We start from the raw sequence: 22,663 nt of genomic DNA on the forward strand, positions 1-22,663 counted from the left end.
TTAAACAGTAAATTGGAATTAATTAGTACCGTGACGCTTACGATATCCCTCAAGGAAATAATCGATACGTCCGAATGCTTCAGTCAGATCATCCGCGTTTGGCAAGAATACCACCCGGAAGTGGTCAGGTTTGATCCAGTTAAAACCTGTTCCCTGCACCAACAATACACGCTGCTCGGTCAGCAGCTCATGTATGAACTCCTGGTCGTCCCGGATCGGATAAATCTCGGGGTCCAGTTTCGGAAACATATACAACGCTGCTTTTGGCTTGACGCAGCTGACACCTGGTATCGCCGTCAGCAACTTATGCGCGAGATCGCGCTGGCGCAATAAACGACCGCCAGGGCCGACCAGATCCTTGATGCTCTGATAGCCGCCCAGCGCCGTCTGAATTGCAAACTGTCCCGGCGCATTCGCACACAAGCGCATCGAGGCCAGCATATTCAGGCCTTCAATATAATCTTTAGCGTGACGCTTTTCACCGGAAACCACCATCCAGCCAGCACGGTAGCCGCAAGAACGATAGTTTTTAGAAAGGCCGTTGAGCGTCAGGAACAACACGTCATCTGCTAACGAAGCAATCGAAACATGCTCGGCTTCGTCGTATAAAGTCTTATCGTAAATTTCATCGGCAAACACGATCAACTGATGCTGACGGGCGACTTCGACGATTTGTTGCAAAATCTCGACCGGATACAAGGCACCGGTAGGATTATTCGGATTGATGACGACGATCGCTTTCGTGTTCGGTGTGATCTTACTCTTGATGTCGTCAATATCCGGCATCCAGTCGGCACTTTCATCGCAGACATAATGCACAGGATTGCCGCCTGATAAACTCACAGCCGCAGTCCACAGAGGATAATCCGGTGCCGGTACCAGCACTTCATCGCCGCTATTGAGCAGAGCATTCATACCCATCACGATCAGTTCGGATGCACCATTGCCGATGTAAACATCCTCTATCGTCACGCCGCGAATAAATTTCTCCTGCGTGTAGTGCATGATGGATTTACGCGGCGCGAACATACCTTTGGAATCGGTATAGCCCGCAGCATTGTGCATATTGCGGATCATATCCTGCACGATTTCATCCGGCGGATCAAAATTAAACACGGCCAGATTGCCGATGTTGAGCTTAATGATCTTGTGCCCTTCGTCTTCCATCTGCTTGGCTTTTTCCAGCACCGGTCCACGGATGTCATAACAAACGTTCGCTAACTTTTGTGATTTCTGTATCGGGCGCACTGAAAAATATCCTTAATCGATAAGCATGCAAGCCAGCAAAGTCACAGACATTTAAACGACATCTACTTTTGCTGCATTGCGAAACGGAACATTTTTGCACAGTGCGTCCTGTTTGATCAATTCGTTTTCGAAAAAACCATGTCACAACCGTGATTTCATGCAGAGAATTGATGTTTTTCACATCAACCCAAGATCAATAACAGTGGAATATTCGAAATTAAATGTCAATTGCCACAGATTGTTAATTATTTATTCCATTTTACAAAAGCGGAGTAGTATCAAAACTGGCAAAGATGTGCTAAAGCAACTAAATTTTTTTGATTGGAGACACCATGTCAGTACTATCAGTTATTCAGAAGCTGAGCATTGCCCGACAGCTACGCATCATTATCCTCAGTGCGGTGTTAGGCATTATTGTCTTAACAGGACTGTTTCTTTTTTCCGAAAAAGCCATGCTTCTGCATGAACGTGAAAGTAATGTCAGGCAAACGGTAGAAACCGTTGAAAAACTCGTCGCGCATTACTACGATCTGTCCAGCAAAAACAAAATGTCGGAAGCCGACGCGAAACAGGCAGCTAAAGATGCTGTGCGGGCATTAAGGTATGGGACAGACGAATATTTCTGGATCAATGACATAAACAATCGCATGGTCATGCATCCTATTAAACCTGCGCTCGATGGCACTGATTTGTCCGAAAACAAAGATCCTACCGGAAAACGTTTTTTTGCCGAGATGGTACAAACGGTGAAAGACCACGGCGAAGGATTTGTTTTCTATATGTGGCCAAAACCTGGTAGTGAGACTCCGGTGGGAAAAGTGTCGTTCGTTAAGGGTTTTACACCCTGGGGATGGGTCATAGGCTCGGGTGTTTATATCGATTCCGTTAATGCCACATTTTATGAAAGACTGCTTTCGTCCTCGGTCGGAGCTGCAATACTCACTGGCATCTTATTGCTTATTTCATTACTGATCGCAAAAGGACTGTTGTCGCAACTCGGTGGTGAACCAGCTTATGCCGCAGAAATCACCCGACAAATTGCGGAAGGTGATCTGACGGCAGATATACAGCTGAAAGCCAACGACCAGTCCAGCCTGCTGTACTCGATACAGGCGATGCGTGACAGTATCGCAAAAATTATCGGTGATGTACGTACCGGGACAGAAGCGATTTCCAGCGCGTCTACCGAGATCGCCTCAGGAAATATGGATTTATCATCCCGAACCGAATCACAAGCCAGCTCACTCGAAGAAACTGCATCATCAATGGAAGAACTGACCAGCACCGTCCAGCACAATGCCGATAACGCACGCCAGGCAAATCAACTCGTTCTGAGTGCGTCAGATGTGGCGAAGAAAGGTGGTGTTGTCGTTGCAGAAGTCGTTTCCACGATGGGCGTCATCAATGCCTCATCACAAAAAATTGTTGACATCATCGGCGTGATTGACAGCATTGCATTCCAGACGAACATCCTGGCGTTAAATGCCGCCGTCGAGGCAGCACGCGCAGGTGAGCAGGGACGCGGCTTTGCGGTTGTTGCATCGGAAGTTCGTAACCTCGCACAACGCTCCGCAACAGCAGCAAAAGAAATTAAAGCGCTGATAAATGACTCTGTAGATAGCGTCAATCACGGTAGCCAGCTGGTCGATCAGGCAGGTGAAACGATGAACGATATTCTCGAAAGCGTACGTAAAGTAACCGATGTTATTGCGGAAATTACTGCAGCAACCACCGAGCAAAGTGCAGGTATATCCCAGGTAAATCTGGCCATCGTTGAAATGGACAACGTCACCCAACAAAATGCTGCCTTAGTGGAACAGGCAGCTGCTGCAGCCGCAGCGATGCAGGAACAGTCGGCGCATTTACTGAGTGCCGTCAGTATCTTTCAATTAAAAAATGAAACTGCCACGCCCATCAGCAGCAGTAGTACAGCCAGACCGAAACCTAAACTGGTACGCCCAGCCAGCAAGGCAAATCCACCGCGTCAGACAGCACGCAACATCGTAAAAACCTTACCAGCAAAGAAAACGCTGACAACGCAGGCGCCACCAAAGAAAGGGGATGCCGATCAATGGGAAGAGTTCTGATGAATTACTGAGATCAATGGGATTGCTGAGTTTTTTATGAGCGGAATCCCAGCGAAGGAAAACAATGAAAAAAACAGACCGGTCAACATATGATGTCCGGTCTGTTTTTTTAAGTCGATTAAGATAAATTCAATGCGTCATTCAGCCTGCGAGTAAAGTAAGCTTCCGGTTATGCGGAGCGCGCCCGTCAGCCGTGTTTACCACCTGCTGATGCTGCAGTTTGAATACGCTGACGACCCGCTCCAGTTCTTCGGCCTGATCCTGTAGCGATTTGGCCGCGGCCGCAGCCTGCTCCACCAACGCAGCATTCTGTTGAGTCACGCCATCCATCGTAATTAAGGCCTCGTTAATTTGCTCAATTCCGATTTCCTGCTCACGACTGGCGGCCGTAATCTCACTCATAATGTCCGTCACCCGCCGAACACTGCTGACCACCTCTTGCATCGTATTGCCCGCATCGGCGACCAGTCGGTTACCTTGTTCGACATTGCTAACCGAATCGGTAATCAGAGTTTTAATTTCCTTGGCGGCTGCGGCAGATCGCTGCGCCAGGTTGCGCACTTCCGATGCCACAACTGCGAATCCCCTGCCCTGCTCACCGGCGCGCGCCGCTTCGACGGCGGCATTCAGCGCAAGGATATTCGTCTGAAAAGCAATACCGTCAATGACGCTGATAATATCGACGATCTTCTGCGATGACGCATTGATGAAACCCATAGTATCGACCACGCGGGAAACCACTTCCCCACCCTTGGTTGCGATGGCGGAGGCAGACGCAGCAAGGGTATTTGCCTGACGCGCATTATCACTGTTTTGTCTGGTAGTAGAGTTGAGTTCTTCCATAGACGAAGACGTTTCCTCTAACGACCCTGCCTGTGCCTCAGTTCGCGCGGAAAGGTCTAAATTACCGTTGGCAATTTCTGTCGAGGCTGTGGTAATTGTTTCGGTTCCGTGCCTGACCTTCCGCACAATTTCCTGGAGGTTATGACTCATCTTTTGTAATGCGAGCAGCAATCCGCCGATTTCATCATGGGAATCAATCCGGATCTGACGCGTCAGATCCCCACCCGCTATCGCATCCGCAAAATCCACGGCGCGGTTCAACGGCTCAGAAATCGAACGCACCAACCAGAAACGCATACCAATGGCAACCAGCAGCCCCAGCGTCACAATACATCCTGCCACCCAGATAAAACGCTGATAATTCGCCTGACTGTCCAGATATTCTTCTTTTCCCACTCTCAGTTGCAATGCCAAAAGCGCATCCATATTTTTTTTGACCGATTCAAATTCAGTCCTTACGAACCCTTGGAATAATTCGGCTGCAGTTTTCTGATCTTTGTCCTGCAAGGCTTTCACCGTCGGCACCAGTCCCTTTTCCAGAAACCGCGAACGACTTTGCACAAACTGATCGGCCAGCAATTTTTCTTCCGGCGTCAGATACGTCGCCATGTAATCAGCCCACTCTTTGTCTGCTATCGCCTTATTTTTTTTGACTTCATCAAGGTAATATGGGATTGCTTCTGGCGGAACGGACAAGGCGCTGGCCAGTTCGATCTGATTGCGAAGAATGGCTCGTATCACGATATCTAGCTGACCAACTGCCACCAGTCTGTCATCGTAGACCGTTTGCAATGACTGATTTGACTTCCTCACTCCCATAAATCCGCCAATAGCGATCAGCAGTAATAAGGTGCCAAGTCCGTACATCGCAAAATTAAGACGCGCGCGTATCGAAATATTCCACATCACTTCCTCCGTGAAAGATGATTCCTATTTTAGATATCATAAAAACAACAAAAAGCCACAAAATCAGCGTAACAGAAAACAGCAACATCGCATTGATTGGCGTCTGAGATTTTCTTTAAAGATCGTAAAAAATGCGGCTTTACCACAATAGTGATTCATGATGGTGCAAGTTTTCCGCAAGATATTTTCAGACGAGGGATTTTGACGCGCAGTAAGGATGGCGCAAGCAAGGTGAAAGCAAAGAACTCTCTGTTAAAAAAAGTTACAATGCCGCACTCACATGGCTTACCTCATAGACAGAACGAAAAGATGAAGCTGCATTCCACACCGACACAACAATATCAAACCATCACAGGTTACGAACAAGACAGCGTTGAAATCAACGCGATTCTGTATCGTCATAGTCTGATTGTTTTACCCGAAGCAAAGCCTGTCGTCTGGCCGGTCAGCAGCTTTGACGCCCTGAGCGCTGATGATTTTGCGCAAATAGATGCGACCAAACCCGATGTCGTGATTTTAGGCACGGGCAACAAACAACGCTTCATCCATCCACGCCTGATTGCAGCACTGACAGCGCAGCGCATCGGTGTTGAATGTATGGATAATCAGGCAGCTTGCCGCACCTATAACATTCTGATGGCGGAAGGCCGCAAAGTCGCGCTCGCAATGGTGATGGAGAACACATGAATTTGCACAATCAAGGGCAGAACGCACAATCACCATTCGACTCACCGCGCACTTTATGGGCATTGGCAATTGGTTTCCTGATTATCTGGTTTTATATGCTGGGTGCCAGAACCCTGGTGCCGACTGATGAAGGCCGCTACGCCGAGATGGGGCGCGAAATGCTGGCAACCGGTGACTGGATCACTTTGCGCCTGAACGGCATCAAATATTTCGAGAAGCCACCGCTGCAAAACTGGATGAATGCCCTGACCTTTGCAGTGTTTGGCCTCGGCGACTGGCAGGCACGTTTATGGACCGGGCTGTGCGGCCTGATCGGTGTTGCCTCTGTCGCTTATACCGGAAATAAATTATTCAGCCGTCGTGTCGGGATTATCGCGGCACTCGTACTGGGTTCCAGCTTTTACTGGGCGGGCATGGGTCACGTCAACTCGCTGGACATGGGTTTATCCGGCATGATGGTGCTCTGCATGTGCGGCCTGTTAGTCGGGCAACGCGATGGCGTCAGCGACACTGAACGCCGCAACGCGATGCTGGTGTGCTGGGCTGGAATGGCATTGGCAACGATGTCGAAAGGCTTGATTGGTTTTGTGTTACCTGGCGCCGTGCTGGTGATCTACACCCTTTTGACCAGAGACTTGGCGTTATGGACACGCCTGCATATGGGCAAAGGTTTGATTCTGTTTTTTGCGATTACTGCGCCTTGGTTCATTTTAATTGCGTTGAAAAATCCAGAACATCCACACTTCTTTTTCATTCACGAACATTTTCAACGCTTCACCAGTGGCGTGCACAACCGTGGCGGTGCCTGGTATTACTTTTTTCCTTTCCTGTTGCTGGGTATCGTGCCCTGGCTGGGCGTGTTATTGCAGGGATTATGGACAGGCGTGAAAGAGCAATCTCATGGTTTTCAACCGCGTAAATTGCTGTTGGTCTGGGCAGTGTTTTTCTTTTTCTTTTTCAGCATTTCCGGCTCTAAATTGCCAGGCTATATTCTGCCGATTTTCCCGGCACTGGCCTTGCTGATAGCCTTCTACGTCGATCAATGTCAGGCGCGCGCCTTAAAAATCGCTGCCATCCTGTTCGCGCTGTTAGGGCTGACGGGTCTGCTCTTCGTAAATAAAGCAGCGGGACTTGGCTCGAATGCATTTGAAATTCCTCTGTATCAGGGCTATGCCGCGTGGCTGTACGTGGCTGCGGGCTTGACGCTGCTTGGTGGTCTGGCAGCATGGTACGCAGCGGGTAAAGGCAATATTGGCAAAGACTGGGCGCTTATTCTGCTGGCGAGTGCCGGATTTATCGCCGGGCAAGTCGCCTTCCTCGGTCACGATCCGTGGGGGATATACATCGCTGGCTCGGCGCATATTCCCGCCATGAAAGCCGAACTGACGAAACCGGATACGCCATTGTATGCAGTTGGGCGTTATGAGCAGGCGCTGCCGTTTTATCTGGAACGCACGCTGACACTGGTAGAATTTCCGGATGAAATGGAATTCGGCCTCAAGCAGCAACCCGAATTATGGATACCTGATCGCGCTGATTTCGTTGCGCGCTGGCGTGCCCATAATCAGCGCGGCGAAGCGGCTGTTGCGATTGTCCGCACGGATATCTATAAGGAATTCCAACAGCAAAACCTGCCGATGCGCGTGATTGGTGAAGATCCGCGCCGCGTGATTATCGCGACGATTCACCCTTAAAGAATAAAAAACACAAGAACCATAATGAATATCAATACTTTCGGTTTCATCATTACCGGCATTCTGTTGAACGCGTTAGCGCAACTGCTGCTGAAAAAAGGCACGAACGCAATCGGCGAAATCCACGTCAATGCCAGCAACTGGTTCCATATCGGCGTACAGATCGCAACCCAATGGCCGATTATTGGCGGGCTGGCGTGTTATGGTCTGTCCGTTGTCGTGTGGATTATTGGCTTGTCGCGTATTCCGGTGACGATTGCCTACCCTCTGCTATCGATCGGTTACATCGTCAATGCGATCGGCGCCTGGTATTTCCTGGGCGAAGTCATGAGCTTACAACGCATGCTGGCAATCGGCATCATCATCATTGGCGTTGCTTTATTAATGAAGAGCTGATTTGAAGAGATAATTAATGGAATTTAGGGGAGTATGCGCAAAAATCGCCTGACTGTCGGCGAAAACAAAGCGGCATCCGGATATACTCCACCCAGTATAATTAGACTGATACAGCATCAATACGTACCAAACATGCAGTACATACGCGTCTCAGACGCAATTAAAGGATCAATATGAGCGACTCTTTAGCATTTTTGCCTTTCACCAAACCCAGCATAGATGAAGAAACCATTGCAGCCGTCACGGAAGTATTGCGCTCCGGCTGGCTCGCCAGCGGGCCTAAAGTACAGGCGTTGGAAGCACAGTTATCTGAATACTTTGGTGGTCGTCCGGTACGTACTTTCAACTCCGGCACCTGCACCATGGAAATCGCTTTACGCATCGCCGGTATCGGCGCTGGTGATGAGGTGATCACGACGCCAAATTCATGGGTCGCCACCGCCAGTGTGATTATTGAAACTGGTGCGACGCCAGTGTTTGTCGATATCGATCCGAAAACGCATAACATCGATCTGAACCGGGTTGAGGCTGCGATCACACCACGCACCAAAGCGATTATTCCCGTGCATATGTGCGGCTTGCCTTGCGACATGGATAAGCTCTACGAACTTGCCAATAAATATCATTTGCGCGTGGTCGAAGATGCGGCGCAGGCCATAGGCTCGACCTGGAAAGGGAAACGCATAGGTTCGTTTGGCGATTTTGTGTCGTTCAGCTTTCAGGTCAATAAAAACATCATGACCGGCGAAGGTGGCTGCCTGGTCTTGAACAACGCAGAAGAAGCGCGCCTCGCCGAAAAATATCGTTTGCAAGGCGTGACCCGCAGCGGCATTGATGGGATTGACGTTGATTTGCTGGGCGGAAAATTCAATATGACCGATATCGCTGGAGCAATTGGCCTCGGTCAGATGAAGCATCTGGCGGAATTCAATGCCAAGCGTAAAGAACTGGCGCAATATTATTTCGAGCAGTTCGGCCCTGATTTTGAAGCACAAACGGGCGCCGAGTTGCCGGTCGCAGATTTCACCAACTCCAACTGGCACATGTTCCATATTGTGCTGCCAGAACGTGTGAACCGCGCGGTCTTCATGCAGCAAATGCTGGATGTGAAGATTGGCCTCGGCTACCACTATCGTCCGATTCATTTATTCACCATGTATCGCGCCCGTGGCTTCAAAGAAGGCATGTTCCCGATTGCAGAACGTGTCGGCAGTCAGATCGTGACCTTGCCATTGTTCCCTGCCATGACAAAAGCCGATGTCGAACGCGTCGTGTCTGCGGTAAAATCCCGCCTTCTTTGAATCTGGCACGCCTTATGATGAAACCCGAACTATCAGTGGTCATTCCTGTTTACAACGAGGAAGCAGGCCTCGCCAAGTTGTTCAGCCGCCTTTATCCGGCTCTCGATACGCTGGCAGCGCGCGGCATCAGCTATGAAATTGTCTTCGTCAACGATGGCAGCCGCGACAACACCGCGGCGATGTTATCCGACCAGTTCCGCCTTCGCCCCGACGTCACGCGCGTCGTGCTGTTCAATGGCAATTACGGCCAGCACATGGCGATTCTGGCTGGCTTTGAAGCCACACGTGGTGAGATCGTGGTCACGCTGGATGCTGACTTGCAAAATCCTCCGGAAGAAATCGGCGCGCTGGTCGACAAAATGCGTGAAGGTTATGACTACGTGGGCTCAATACGGCGTAAGCGTCAGGATTCTGCATGGCGCACCTATGCGTCGAAAGCAATGAACCGCTTGCGCGAAAAAATCACCCGCATCAAAATCACCGATCAGGGCAATATGCTGCGCGCCTATGGTCGTAACGTGATTGATCTGATTAATCAATGCAGCGAAGTTAACACCTTCGTACCTGCCCTCGCCTACACCTTCTCACGCAAACCGACAGAAATTGTGGTCGAACATGAAGAGCGTGCAGCGGGTGAATCCAAGTATTCACTGTACAGTCTGATACGTCTGAATTTTGACTTGATGACCGGTTTTTCCATCATGCCTTTGCAGATATTTTCTGTGCTCGGTATGTTGCTATCGGTGCTTTCGGGTGGTTTGGTGACGTTGCTGTTGATACGCCGTTTCGTTTTTGGCGCGGAAGCCGAAGGTCTGTTCACCTTGTTTGCCATTGCTTTTTTCCTGATGGGCGTAATTCTGTTCGGCATAGGCTTGCTCGGCGAATATATCGGCCGTATTTATCAGCAAGTGCGCGGTCGTCCGCGTTACGTGGTGCAAACGATTTTGCAAGACCTGCCTGCTGCAGCGAAGGAAAACTGACATGAGTACCCAGCCCACTGCCGTCGTATTTGCCTACCACAACGTCGGCGTACGCAGCATTAAAACCCTGCTCGCCCGTGGCATTCATATCGCTTTGGTCGTGACGCACGAAGACAACCCAACAGAAACGATCTGGTTTGAGTCTGTCGCCGCTTTATGTCAGGAACATGGAATTGAGAGCATCACGCCGGCAGATCCAAAATCCGCCGACCTGGCGCAACGTATCGCCGCGATTGCGCCTGACTTCATTTTCAGCTTTTATTATCGCCACATGTTGCCAACGGATCTGCTCGCGCTGGCGAAACGCGGCGCCTACAATCTGCACGGCTCTTTATTGCCTAAATACCGTGGTCGCGTCCCGGTTAACTGGGCAGTTCTGCACGGCGAAACGGAAACGGGCGCCACCTTGCATGAAATGGCGGCCAAACCGGATGCTGGCAAAATTATTGCGCAAACAGCCGTGCCTATTCTGCCGGACGACACTGCCTATGAAGTGTTCGGAAAATTAACTGTCGCCGCTGAGCAAACGCTTTGGTACGCCCTGCCCGGCCTGATCAGTGGCGAATACAAAGCATTAGAAAACAAACTCAGCGAAGGCAGTTATTTCGGTGGACGCAAACCTGAAGATGGCCGGATAGACTGGTCGCAGTCAGCTCAACAGGTATATAACCTGCACCGTGCTGTCGCGCCACCTTATCCTGGGGCATTTTTCGAGCAGTCAGGGCATCATTTCATTATTCAAAAAGCACGTTTATCCAATTTACCGACCGGAAATTTGCCGACAGGCTTGCATGTAGTAGATAATGTCGCCCTTGGCGTATGCGGCGATGGTAAAGCATTGCGCATAATTGAATTGCACTGCGATGGAAAACCTATCCCGGTCAACGAATTGAAACAATTGACAGGGGCGGCCTGATCACAATCAGACTGCGTCATACGGCATAGCCCAACATTTACATTTAAGAAGAACTCACCATGAAAAAAGTCCTCATTCTCGGCGTGAACGGTTTTATCGGTCATCATCTGTCCAAACGTATTCTGGAAACGACAGACTGGGAAGTCTACGGCATGGATATGCAAACCGAGCGTCTGGGCGACCTGATCAACCATCCGCGCATGCACTTTTTTGAAGGCGATATCACCATCAATAAAGAATGGGTCGAATATCATGTGAAAAAATGCGACGTCATTCTGCCGCTGGTCGCGATCGCGACACCATCCACTTACGTGAAACAACCGCTGCGCGTATTTGAACTGGACTTTGAAGCCAACCTGCCTATCGTGCGTTCGGCTGCGAAATACGGTAAGCACCTGGTTTTCCCTTCGACTTCTGAAGTGTATGGCATGTGTCACGATGAAGAATTCGATCCTGAAGAATCAGAACTGATTTGCGGCCCAATCAACAAGCCACGCTGGATTTACTCTTGCGCGAAACAGCTGATGGATCGCGTGATCTGGGGCTATGGCATGGAAGGTCTGAACTTTACTTTATTCCGTCCGTTCAACTGGATCGGTGCCGGTTTGGACAATATTCACACACCAAAAGAAGGCAGCTCACGTGTAGTTACGCAGTTCTTCGGTCACATTGTTCGCGGCGAGAACATTTCACTGGTAGACGGTGGTGCGCAAAAACGTGCATTCACTTATATCGACGACGGTATCGACGCTCTGATGCGCATCATCGATAACAAAAATGGTGTCGCGTCCGGCAAAATTTACAACATCGGTAATCCATCCAATAATTACTCGATTCGCGAACTCGCCCACATGATGCTGACACTCGCTGCCGAGTATCCTGAATACGCAGAAACAGCGAAAAAAGTACAACTGACTGAAACGACATCCGGCGCTTACTACGGTGCAGGTTATCAGGACGTACAAAATCGCGTCCCAAAAATCACCAATACTTGCGAAGAATTGGGCTGGGCACCAACGACCGACATGAAAGATACGATGCGCAATATTTTTGATGCTTATCGTTCGCAAGTTGCTGAAGCACGTTCGCTGATGGACTGATACGGATCAGCATGCCGAACATCGTTCTGAAAATCGACGTCGACACCTTTCGCGGCACTAAGGAAGGTGTACCGAATCTGGTGCGGATACTCAAGCAACATCAGGCTGGAGCAACTTTTCTGTTTTCACTGGGAAAAGATCATACCGGCTGGGCCTTGCGCCGGGCATTTCGCCCGGGGTTTTTTCAAAAGGTATCCCGCACTTCGGTTGTAGAACATTACGGCATCAAAACCCTGATGTATGGCGTGCTCTTACCTGCGCCGGACATCGGTAACTGCACGACAGAAATGCGTGCAGTTGCTGATGCCGGTTTTGAGTGTGGCATCCACACCTGGGATCACGTCGTCTGGCACGACAATGTCCGGCAGCGCGGCAAAGACTGGACATGCGGTCAGATGCAACAAGCGCAGCAGAAATTTCAGCAGATTTTTGGTCATACACCAGCAACGCACGGAGCTGCCGGTTGGCAAATGAATGCACACGCATTTGCCCAGCTTGATCAATTTGGAATGCAATACGCTTCTGATGGCCGCGCCATGTTGACTGACGATGGCAGCCTTGCCAATCCAGAAGCAGGCCCTTACCGTTTAAAAGTAGGTAACGAGGTAAAGTCATGCATACAAATGCCGACAACCCTGCCTACGTTGGATGAATTGCTGGGACGAACAGTGAACAGTCAGGAGCTGACCAGTTCGACAATTGCAGCACACATACTGGATCTGACAAAAAATCTGCGAGACCATGTATTTACCTTACATGCAGAACTTGAAGGGCAAAAACTCGCCCCCATATTCGAGGAATTGCTGACAGGCTGGCATAAGCAAGGTTATCGTTGCATATCTATGGCTGACTATTTTAACGTTATCAAAGATAAAGAATTGCCGACATATCCCCTTTCATGGGCCAGCTTACCTGGAAGATCCGGAGAACTGGTTGCCCTGATATAGTCTGCCAGCAACACCTTCTCCACCACTAACCAAGGAGATTACAGTGGCTGACACGCTTTCCGCTTTGAATTGCCAGGTGCCAGAATTTTCTGCTGCCATGACAGGCGACAAGGAATTTCACTTAAGTAATTACGCGGGTAAAAATCTGGTGATTTATTTCTACCCCAAAGATAACACCCCGGGTTGCACCACCGAAAGCATTGCTTTCCGTGATTTATATCTACAATTTGAATCAGCAAACACAGAAATTTTTGGCATCAGCCGGGATAGCTTGCGTTCGCACGAAGGATTCAAGAAGAAACTCGATCTGCCATTTGAACTGATATCCGATCCTGACGAAACCTTGTGTTTGCTGTTTAACGTCATGAAAATGAAAAACATGTACGGCAAACAGGCTCGCGGCATAGAGCGCAGCACATTTGTGATTGACGCCACAGGTAAATTAGTGAAAGAATGGAGAGGTGTCAAAGTAGCAGGACACGTTGATGAAGTACTTGAATTCGTGAGCGCAAAAACCTAATTGAACTCTACCAATTTTCTATACTTAGAAGCCGCCAGGGGCAAAACCAGCAATCAGCTGGGGTCGCCACAGCGGCTTTTTGATTTTACAGCTCTCACTTTTTGATTGAGGTATTCATGCCATTACCAAAAATGCCGACCAAACCCGCAGCATTATTGTCACCAAAAGACTACCCAAAAGCGGAATCAGGTAAGCCAAGCAAAGCGGTAAAAGTCGCCCACACTGAAAAAACCAGAGCCGCTGAAAATCAGGCAGCCACTGCAAAGAAAGCGCAGACACCTGTTGCCACCCCAAAAGCCGGTCCTCGTTCAACGCAAAAAACAGCACCGGCCAAAGCGACCCGAATACCGGCACCAGCACCGGCAGCAGCAAAGATTGCTACGCCAGCAACTACCGCTGTTACCGAAGCAAAAATTCCTGATATCCGCGTTAAATCGAGCATCAGCCGTGCTGCCGACAAATCAGGAATCATCAAGCTATTTGTACTCGATACCAATGTCCTGATGCATGATCCTACGTCTTTATTCCGCTTTGAGGAACATGACATTTACCTGCCTATGATCACGCTGGAAGAGCTTGATGATCATAAGAAAGGGATGTCGGAAGTTGCGCGCAATGCGCGCCAGATTTCTCGTTCTCTCGACGCGCTGGTTGGTGACATCGACCATCAGGATATAGAAAAAGGGATTCCCTTATCTAAATTAGGCAATAAAGAAGCAAAGGGTCATCTGTATTTTCAGACCAAGCTGCAAGTCGGAGAGTTGCCGCGCGGCCTGCCGCAAGGAAAAGCGGATAATCAGATTCTTGGCGTCGTGCAGGCACTGGAACAGGAATTTCCGGGACGCCCTATCGTACTGGTGTCGAAAGACATCAACATGCGCATCAAAGCGCGTGCGTTGGGTTTGCCAGCAGAAGACTACTTCAATGACCATGTTCTGGAAGATAGCGATTTACTGTACTCCGGCATCGTACAGCTGCCTGACGATTTCTGGAATAAACATGGCAAAGGTATAGAAACCTGGCAAGAAAACAGAAACGGACTCAGCACCACGTTTTATCGTATCACTGGCCCGGTAATTCCATCATTGCTGGTCAATCAGTTTGTTTATCTTGAACCAAATAATGGTGAGGCATCATTTTATGGTCAGGTAAAACAAATTAACGGTAAAACCGCCGTACTGCAAACTCTGCGCGACTATGGCCATGTGAAGAATAGTGTCTGGGGTATCACTTCCCGCAATCGTGAACAGAATTTCGCACTGAATCTGCTGATGGATCCTGAATGTGATTTCGTCACCCTGCTGGGTCAGGCCGGCACTGGTAAAACTTTACTCGCGCTCGCTGCTGGTCTGGCGCAAGTACTGGAAACCAAAACCTACAACGAAATTATTGTCACCCGTGTCACCGTGCCTGTTGGTGAAGACATCGGCTTCCTGCCAGGTACTGAGGAAGAAAAAATGTCTCCATGGATGGGGGCCTTTGACGACAATCTCGAAGTACTGAATAAATCAGACAATGATGCCGGTGACTGGGGACGCGCTGCAACTCAGGATCTGATTCGTTCGAAGATCAAGATCAAATCGCTGAACTTCATGCGCGGTCGTACCTTTGTCAATAAATTTCTGATTATCGACGAGGCACAAAATCTGACACCGAAGCAGGTAAAAACTCTGGTGACGCGAGCTGGCCCAGGCACAAAGATCATCTGTCTTGGAAATATCGCGCAGATCGATACACCATATCTGACCGAAGGTTCCAGCGGTCTGACCTATGTCGTTGATCGTTTCAAAGGATGGTCACACAGTGGTCACGTGACTTTAGCCCGCGGCGAACGTTCACGTCTGGCAGATCACGCCAGTGAAATCTTGTAAATAATTCAAAGATACTTTTTAAGCGCTGCCACGGCAGCGCTTTTTTTACGCCCAGCAATTATTTTTTACCTGAGATAAACTATTGCCTAAGCAATGATTATTTAATGAAATGACTGACGAAAAATCCTCCTTACAGTTTGATGTAAGCCACGTCGAAGACAGCGTGGGTTATCTGATCGCGAGAACCAGAACGATGTTATCCCGCGCCGCTGATGGCGCTTTGCGTTCGCGTGGTATCACACATTCACAAGCCAGCGTTTTTTTAATGCTGGGTCTCGGTAAATGCCATACTGCGGCGGATCTGTCGCGTGACTTATTCATCGATTCGGCTGCAATGAAAAGAACGCTGGATAAACTGGAGTCCAAGGGTTTTCTGCTCAGAACGCAAGACCCGGCAGATAAACGGCTTTTTAAGCTGGAACTGACCGCGAGTGGCAAAGAAATGGCCGCACAACTGCCGCCTCTTTACAAAGAAGTTCTTAACGTCGGCTTTACCGGGTTTTCAGAAGAAGAGCTTGGCTTTCTGAAGTGTCTGTTGCGCAAGGCACTCGCAAACCGCCCTTTATTAGAGTCGTCAAAATAATCATTGCACAGGCAATTAAATTCATTAGCAGCGATACCAACTGTGAACATACAAACCAAATGAAACCTCCTGAGATAAACAAGATGAACAGCAAGCATATTGCTTATCATGCGATGGCTGCCGGAGTGCTGGCACTGCTTTCTGCATGTGTCAGCTTTGACGGCATACAAAGTCAGTCACAACTCAAGTCGATAGCTAACGAAGGAAATTCCGGCATATTTGCGCAACAGCAAGGCCTGTGGCCGGCCAGCGACTGGGGTGTTGCGATCGGCGGCCAAGAACTGCAGTCCTTGATTGATGCTGGCTTAAACAACAACCCATCTCTGCAGGCAGCAAGCGCGCGTATCAATGCGGCACGGGCAGTCAGTGCTGCGGTCAGTGCCAACACCCTTCCCTCGGTTAACGCAAGTCTGGACAGCACTTACCAACGTTTTACCGAGCACGGGCTGATTCCCAAACCGCTGGCCGGTAGTTACGAAAGCAATAATCAGCTGGCACTGAATGCCAGCTATGAACTTGATTTCTGGGGCAAACACAGCGCAGAAATGCGCACTGCCGTCTCGCAGGAAAAAGTCGCTGAAGCAGAAAAACAAAGCGCCCGGCTGCTATTGAGTAGTGCGATTGCCCGTAGCTGGTTGCAACTGGCGCGCCAATATCAGCAACTCGCGCTGAGCGAACAACAACTTGCCGTTCGTGAAAAAATCGATCAACTGACGTTACAGAGGCTGAAAGCAGGACTGGAAACTAAATCTGAAATTCAACAAAGTTTGTTGCAAATTTCCAGTATCAAAAACGACATCATCAGCTGGAAAGAAGCCATCGCCTTAACGCGCAACCAGCTGGCTGCATTGCTAGGTGCCGGGCCAGAACGCGGACAGCAAATTCCTGCTCCTCGTTTGCAGACAAATATGACGATTGCGGCACCAGCCAATCTGCCGCTGGAATTAATTTCAAGAAGGCCGGATATCGTTGCAGCACGCTGGCGTGTTGAAGCAGGTCAGAGCGAGATTGATCTGGCGAAAAATCAGTTTTACCCCAACATCAATATCGTTGGATTTGCCGGTTTATCCAGCCTGGGTCTGGACAATTTCGTCAAGAGCGGCAGCAGTATCGTTGGCGTAGGGCCAACCATACGTCTGCCGATTTTTGAAGGTGGTCGTCTGCGCGCGCAATTGAAAAATAAAGTCGCAGGCTACGACGTTGCTGTTGCCACATACAATCAGAGTCTGACAGATGCATTGCATGAGGTCGCAGATCAGTTGCAGACCTTACAAACCAGTGAAGCGCAAGCAAAACAGCAGATCATCGCTGAACAAGCGGCCAGAACCGCCTTGCAACTCGCTCAGCAACGACAAAAAGCAGGCACAGCAAACATGCTCCCTGTATTAGCCGCAGAAACGGCGCTGCTCGTACAGCAAAAATTGACGCTGGACATCGCTATTCGCCACACTGACAGTCAGATTAATCTGATCAAAGCACTCGGCGGTGGCTATGACAGCAAGGCCGAAAGCATCGCATCGGCGAATTCAACATCCAACAATTTCACAGCACCTAACAAACCGGAGGCAGCGCAATGAACGCTCCAGCACAAAACACGAATCCCCCTACCGCGCCAGCAATTGAAGCTGCGCCGGACAAAAGCAAGCGCCGCGGCCGCCTGCTCGTTGTTACCGCCGTTATTGCGATCGCCGCAATTGCGTACGGAGCATGGTGGGCATTAGTTGCACGTAATTTTGAACATACAGAAGATGCGTATGCAGCAGGTAACGTCATCCAGGTGACACCGCAGATTGCCGGCACTGTCGTTGCGATTCATGCTGACGATACCGAACTGGTGCAAGCTGGAAAACCTTTGATTGAACTCGACAAGACAGACGCAAAAGTTGCGTTGGAGCAAGCAGAAGCGCAACTGGCACAAACTGTGCGTGAAGTGAAGGTGCTGTTTGCTAACAATGCCAGCCTGCAAGCGAATATCGACGTACGCAGCACGGATGTTGAACGGGCAAAATCCGATCTGGCGCGCCGTCAGACTTTACTCAGCTCCGGTGCAATTTCTACCGAAGAACTGGAACATGCTAAAAATGCGCTGAAAACAGCAGAGGCTGCGTTGCTGGCTACGCGCGAACAGTTAAGCTCTAACCGTGCACTGACCGAAAATACGACCGTCACTCAGCACCCGAATGTGCTGCGTGCAGCCACTAAAGTACGTGAAGCAATGCTGGCATATAACCGCGCCTCTTTACCCGCCCCGGTCAGCGGCTATATTGCGAAGCGCGCAGTACAAATCGGACAGCGTGTCAATGCAGGAGCGCCGTTATTATCTATCGTTCCTTTGAATTCACTGTGGGTCGATGCCAACTTTAAAGAAGTACAGTTGGCCCATATGCGCATAGGCCAGGATGTGACTATGCATTCAGATCTGTATGGCAGCGACGTCGAATATCACGGAAAAGTCATTGGGCTATCTGCGGGTACAGGCTCTGCGTTTGCATTACTGCCGGCACAAAACGCCAGTGGCAACTGGATTAAAGTGGTGCAACGTGTTCCCGTGCGTATCTCTCTTGACCCGAAAGAATTGGAAGCACATCCATTGCGCATCGGGGTTTCCATGCAGGTACAGGTCAATATCTCTCAGCAACAAGGAGCACCGGTCACGGCAAATGCTGCAGCCCGCAACACGCCTGCTTATCAGACCAGCGTATTTGAACAAAACGGCAAAGATGTTGAGCAACGCATCGCTTCGATTATCAACGCTAATTTATCCACAGCAAATACGGCTAACGCCAAGGCAAAGTAATGAGTACTGCATCCCGCGCTGCTCATGCAGCGCATCCGCCGCTGAAAGGTGCACAGTTGGCAATGGGAACACTTGCCCTGTCGCTGGCGGTGTTCATGAATGTACTTGATTCGTCGATTGCCAACGTGTCGATTCCGGCCATTTCAGGCAACCTTGGCGTATCACCGCAACAAGGCACTTGGGTGATCACCTCGTTTGCCGTCGCCAATGCGATCTCGGTTCCGTTAACGGGCTGGCTGACCACACAGTTCGGGCAAGTCAGATTGTTCATGACATCGATATTATTATTCGTGTTGTCGTCCTGGCTGTGTGGTATCGCACCGAATATCGAGACACTGATCGCGGCGCGTATTTTGCAAGGTGCGGTTGCTGGCCCGATGATCCCACTGTCCCAATCTTTGCTGTTATCGAGTTACACCCCGGCCAAGAGTTCGATGGCGCTTGCGCTATGGGGTATGACGACGCTGGTTGCACCGATTATGGGGCCTCTGCTTGGTGGCTGGATTTCAGATAATTACACCTGGCCATGGATTTTCTACATCAACATTCCAGTCGGGCTATTCACCGCTTGGGCGACATGGTCGATTTACCACAAACGCGAATCAACCATCAGGGCGTTGCCGATTGATAAGATTGGCCTGTTTCTGCTGGTGATCTGGGTCGGCGCTTTGCAACTGATGCTGGATAAAGGCAAGGAACTCGATTGGTTCAATTCTGGTGAAATCATTTTACTGACCGTGATTGCCGCCGTTGGACTGATTTACTTCATCATCTGGGAAAAAGGGCAAGACCATCCCGTCGTTGATTTATCTTTGTTCAAAGGACGAAATTTTTCCGCGGGTGTCGTTGCTATTTCTGTTGGCTATGGCCTGTTTTTCGGCAGCCTCGTTATTATGCCGCTGTGGTTACAAACGCAGTTATCGTACACCGCGACTGAAGCAGGCAAAGTCATGGCACCGGTTGGTATTTTTGCGATTTTATTGTCACCTATCATCGGGAAAATTTTACCGAAGGTGGATGCCCGCCGGGTTGCATCGCTCGCATTTTTGGGATTTGCATTGGTTTTTTTCCTCAGAGCTCGCTTCAACACAGAAGTCGATACGATGTCGCTGATGATTCCAACCCTGATTCAGGGGGCGGCAATGTCGATGTTCTTTATTCCACTGACATCGATCATCTTATCTGGTCAGCCACCGGAAAAAATTCCCGCTGCATCCGGCCTGTCCAACTTTGTCCGGATTATGTGCGGTGGCATGGGGGCCTCAATTATGACAACGATGTGGGATAGTCGCAGCACGATGCATCACGCGCACATCACTGAAAGCACTGGCTATGCCTCACCGGTATTCGTGCAGAGTATGCAAGGTCTGACGCAGCAAGGAATGTCTGACCACGCTGCGTATGCGGTTCTGGAGAGAACCATCAGCGTACAAGCCAGCACCATGGCCGCAACAGATATTTTTTACCTGTCAGCGTTTATGTTTCTCGGCCTGATCGCGCTGGTCTGGTTGACCAGACCGAAAAAATCGTCGGCACCGGTTGATGCAGGTGGTGCGCATTAACAAAGATGAACGGGTCAACTAGCGTTGGCCCGTTTTTTTATTTGAGACCAGCGTTGCTCCGCGCACTTCAAAGCTGACCTGATCCAGCAACAATCCCTGAGGCGTCAGCAAACTCAGCACATGCTTACCGGGGATGGGGAACCAGTCATACTTTGAGGTTTTCTCTTGCTGTGGACTGACGACAGTCATTGCTTTTAAACGTTGCCCATCCAACACCAGCACCTGACCATCACCAGCAGAGACAAAGCGCATGCGCTGCCGTTCGGGTGGAATGTCCGGATCGACAGCGACGATCATCCCTGATTTGGGATAGGTGATTTTTGTCTGTATCTGATCTGAGTGCGCACGCACGATCTTGTCCTGTGCTGTTCCTTTTAAAAACAACTCATTTCTGGCGGCTTCAATCTCGTCAGAAAAACTGATGTGACGTTGCTCAACGCCGTCGGGCAATAGACGTTTCCCTGCCCTGACCGGCTGACTATCTTTGTGCAGATAGTGCATGATTTCCTGCCAGATCGGTGCCGCACCGGTGACACCGGAAACATCCCACATAGGCGCGCCGGAAGCGTTCCCTACCCAAACCCCCACGGTGTAACGCTCAGAAAATCCTATGCACCAGTTATCACGCATATCTTTCGATGTACCGGTTTTGACGGCACTCCAGACTCGTGTCGCCAACGCGCTTTCTAATCCGAAAGTCATGGCCCGCGCCGCTCTGTCACTCAAAATATCGTTCACAATATAGGACGCAGCTGTATCCATCACTCTCACTGAAGATGGGCGCGGGTCGGTATTTCTGTATCGAGGAGCACTAAAATTCCCTTGATTAGCCAGACTGCGATAAGCATTCGTCAAACTCAGCAAACTGACATCAGCACTGCCTAAGGCGAGGCTGTAACCGTAATAATCGCCCGATTCACGCAGTTGCAACCCCAGCGCTTGCAAACGTCTGAAAAACACTTCCGGTTGAATGCTGATCAACATCCTGACGGCAGGAATGTTCAGTGAAGACGCCAATGCAGTCCGCGCACTGACCAATCCTTTAAAGTGCTTATCGTAATTCTGTGGAATATATAAGCCATTGCTTGTCGTCAGATTGACCGGCGTGTCATCCATCACCGACGCTGCAGTGATCAGGCGTTTTTCCAAACCCAGCTCATACAAAAATGGTTTCAGGGTAGAACCAGCCTGGCGCAGTGCGACTACGCCATCGACATGGGCGGCATCGGATAAGCTGCCACTGGAACCCACCCATGCCAGAACATCACCGCTGGCATTATCCAGAACAAGGATAGCGCCGTCCTCGACATTCCGATCAACTAATGCAGATAATTGACGCACCAGGCTGTCTTTCGCATACGCCTGCAAACGGGCATCCAGCGTCGATGTGACGCGACGTGCATCCGCCGTCAGGACTCTGCGGGCAAAATGCGGCGCGAGATTTAATCCGTTCTGCGTTGTTGTGTACATGCTGTTGGTTGCAGCACCTGATTTACTGCTCAGATGAGAAAAGGCCAGCGCAGTCTGCCCTTCCAGATTGACACAGAACTCCGGGTGGTTTTGCTCACGCAGGATATGGCAAGCCCGTTCACTGACCTTGCTGACGCTGGCGTTCGGGCCGCGTATCAGCGCAACGGCAATGGCTGCTTCAATCTGATCCATGCCACTCGGATGCTTGCCGAACATCACTCTTGCGAGTGCATGCGCACCAACGATTTCGCCGCGAAATGGCACCAGATTCAGATAAGCTTCCAGAATCTGATCTTTACGCCACTGACGCTCCAGCCATTGCGCAACAAAAGCCTGAGAAATTTTCTGTGACGTGCTGCGGGCGGATGAGCGACGCCGTAAATCTTCTTCCAGCAAACCAGCCAGTTGCATCGTGATGGTGGAAGCGCCGCGTGTTTTCGTATTCCATAAGTTCCCCCAGGCAGATGCGGCTACCGCATTCCAGTCAACGCCGGAATGCTGATAAAAACGTTTGTCTTCAGATGCGATCAGTGCGCTTCTGAGTGCAGGGGAAATATTTTCCAGACTCACCCATGCCAGCTTGCGCTCTCTGGCATCCACCCGCATCTGCTGAAGAATAACGCCGTGCCTGTCGAGCAACACGGCATCTGAGGATAAATACCGTGCTTTGACATCCTGATAACTGACCACCGCATAAACATTGCCACTGCATAACAACAGCAATACACTCAGCCAATAAACGAACTGACGCAAAA

General features: G+C 50.0%; 18 protein-coding genes. 15 read left to right on the forward strand and 3 right to left on the reverse strand.

Annotation, left to right across the window (positions count from 1 at the left end):
- Positions 1-18: 18 nt before the first annotated feature.
- Complete coding sequence (locus Undi14_RS16545; protein WP_190478171.1) at positions 19-1,248, reverse strand: pyridoxal phosphate-dependent aminotransferase; 1,230 nt, start codon at positions 1,246-1,248, stop codon at positions 19-21.
- 332 nt (positions 1,249-1,580) lie between these two features.
- Here Undi14_RS16545 and Undi14_RS16550 point away from each other — a divergent pair, with 332 nt between their 5' ends.
- Positions 1,581-3,335, forward strand: coding sequence for a methyl-accepting chemotaxis protein (locus tag Undi14_RS16550; RefSeq protein ID WP_200181654.1), 1,755 nt, complete (start codon positions 1,581-1,583; stop codon positions 3,333-3,335).
- Positions 3,336-3,476: 141 nt separating this feature from the next.
- On the opposite strand, the gene Undi14_RS18485 is transcribed toward Undi14_RS16550, so the two are convergent.
- Positions 3,477-5,084, reverse strand: a complete 1,608-nt coding sequence (locus Undi14_RS18485; protein WP_200181657.1) for a methyl-accepting chemotaxis protein — start codon at positions 5,082-5,084, stop codon at positions 3,477-3,479.
- Between the two features lie 309 nt (positions 5,085-5,393).
- On the opposite strand from Undi14_RS18485, the gene Undi14_RS16560 reads away from it, so the two are divergent.
- From Undi14_RS16560 to Undi14_RS16625, 14 genes are all read left to right on the forward strand, one after another.
- Positions 5,394-5,771: an Mth938-like domain-containing protein gene (locus tag Undi14_RS16560; protein ID WP_200181659.1), complete on the forward strand. Its 378-nt coding sequence runs from the start codon at positions 5,394-5,396 to the stop codon at positions 5,769-5,771.
- On the forward strand, positions 5,768-7,465 hold the full coding sequence (locus Undi14_RS16565) for a glycosyltransferase family 39 protein (protein WP_200181661.1): 1,698 nt from the start codon (positions 5,768-5,770) through the stop codon (positions 7,463-7,465). Before Undi14_RS16560 ends, Undi14_RS16565 begins: the two co-directional genes overlap by 4 nt.
- 24 nt (positions 7,466-7,489) lie before the next feature.
- Entirely contained in the window at positions 7,490-7,861 is a 372-nt protein-coding gene (locus tag Undi14_RS16570) for an SMR family transporter (RefSeq protein WP_186883414.1), read from the forward strand.
- A gap of 173 nt (positions 7,862-8,034) precedes the next feature.
- Positions 8,035-9,162 carry a DegT/DnrJ/EryC1/StrS aminotransferase family protein gene (locus tag Undi14_RS16575; protein WP_200181664.1) on the forward strand — a complete coding sequence of 376 codons (1,128 nt, stop codon included), beginning with the start codon at positions 8,035-8,037 and terminating at the stop codon, positions 9,160-9,162.
- 17 nt (positions 9,163-9,179) lie between these two features.
- A complete protein-coding gene (locus Undi14_RS16580; RefSeq protein ID WP_200181854.1) occupies positions 9,180-10,142 on the forward strand; it encodes a glycosyltransferase in 963 nt (320 codons plus the stop codon).
- 1 nt (position 10,143) lies between these two features.
- Positions 10,144-11,058: a formyltransferase gene (locus Undi14_RS16585; RefSeq protein WP_200181666.1), complete on the forward strand. Its 915-nt coding sequence runs from the start codon at positions 10,144-10,146 to the stop codon at positions 11,056-11,058.
- Positions 11,059-11,117: 59 nt separating this feature from the next.
- Positions 11,118-12,158, forward strand: coding sequence for a bifunctional UDP-4-keto-pentose/UDP-xylose synthase (locus Undi14_RS16590; RefSeq protein ID WP_186883417.1), 1,041 nt, complete (start codon positions 11,118-11,120; stop codon positions 12,156-12,158).
- 11 nt (positions 12,159-12,169) lie between these two features.
- On the forward strand, positions 12,170-13,105 hold the full coding sequence (locus Undi14_RS16595) for a polysaccharide deacetylase family protein (protein WP_200181668.1): 936 nt from the start codon (positions 12,170-12,172) through the stop codon (positions 13,103-13,105).
- Positions 13,106-13,148: 43 nt separating this feature from the next.
- Entirely contained in the window at positions 13,149-13,625 is a 477-nt protein-coding gene (locus tag Undi14_RS16600; RefSeq protein ID WP_200181670.1) for a peroxiredoxin, read from the forward strand.
- Positions 13,626-13,741: 116 nt separating this feature from the next.
- A complete protein-coding gene (locus Undi14_RS16605; protein ID WP_200181672.1) occupies positions 13,742-15,496 on the forward strand; it encodes a PhoH family protein in 1,755 nt (584 codons plus the stop codon).
- Between the two features lie 109 nt (positions 15,497-15,605).
- Positions 15,606-16,079, forward strand: a complete 474-nt coding sequence (locus Undi14_RS16610) for a MarR family winged helix-turn-helix transcriptional regulator (protein WP_200181673.1) — start codon at positions 15,606-15,608, stop codon at positions 16,077-16,079.
- A gap of 83 nt (positions 16,080-16,162) precedes the next feature.
- Positions 16,163-17,656 (forward strand): efflux transporter outer membrane subunit, encoded by a 1,494-nt coding sequence (locus Undi14_RS16615; RefSeq protein ID WP_234030654.1) that lies wholly within the window; start codon positions 16,163-16,165, stop codon positions 17,654-17,656.
- Entirely contained in the window at positions 17,653-18,876 is a 1,224-nt protein-coding gene (locus tag Undi14_RS16620) for an HlyD family efflux transporter periplasmic adaptor subunit (RefSeq protein WP_200181675.1), read from the forward strand. The genes Undi14_RS16615 and Undi14_RS16620 overlap by 4 nt, the downstream gene beginning before the upstream one ends.
- Positions 18,876-20,438, forward strand: a complete 1,563-nt coding sequence (locus tag Undi14_RS16625) for a DHA2 family efflux MFS transporter permease subunit (protein ID WP_200181676.1) — start codon at positions 18,876-18,878, stop codon at positions 20,436-20,438. Before Undi14_RS16620 ends, Undi14_RS16625 begins: the two co-directional genes overlap by 1 nt.
- Before the next feature lie 18 nt (positions 20,439-20,456).
- On the opposite strand, the gene pbpC is transcribed toward Undi14_RS16625, so the two are convergent.
- Positions 20,457-22,661 carry a penicillin-binding protein 1C gene (gene pbpC, locus Undi14_RS16630; protein WP_200181856.1) on the reverse strand — a complete coding sequence of 735 codons (2,205 nt, stop codon included), beginning with the start codon at positions 22,659-22,661 and terminating at the stop codon, positions 20,457-20,459.
- Positions 22,662-22,663 lie beyond the last annotated feature (2 nt).

The sequence above is a fragment of the Undibacterium sp. 14-3-2 genome (assembly GCF_016595265.1).
GTDB classification, from domain to species: domain Bacteria; phylum Pseudomonadota; class Gammaproteobacteria; order Burkholderiales; family Burkholderiaceae_D; genus Undibacterium; species Undibacterium aquatile.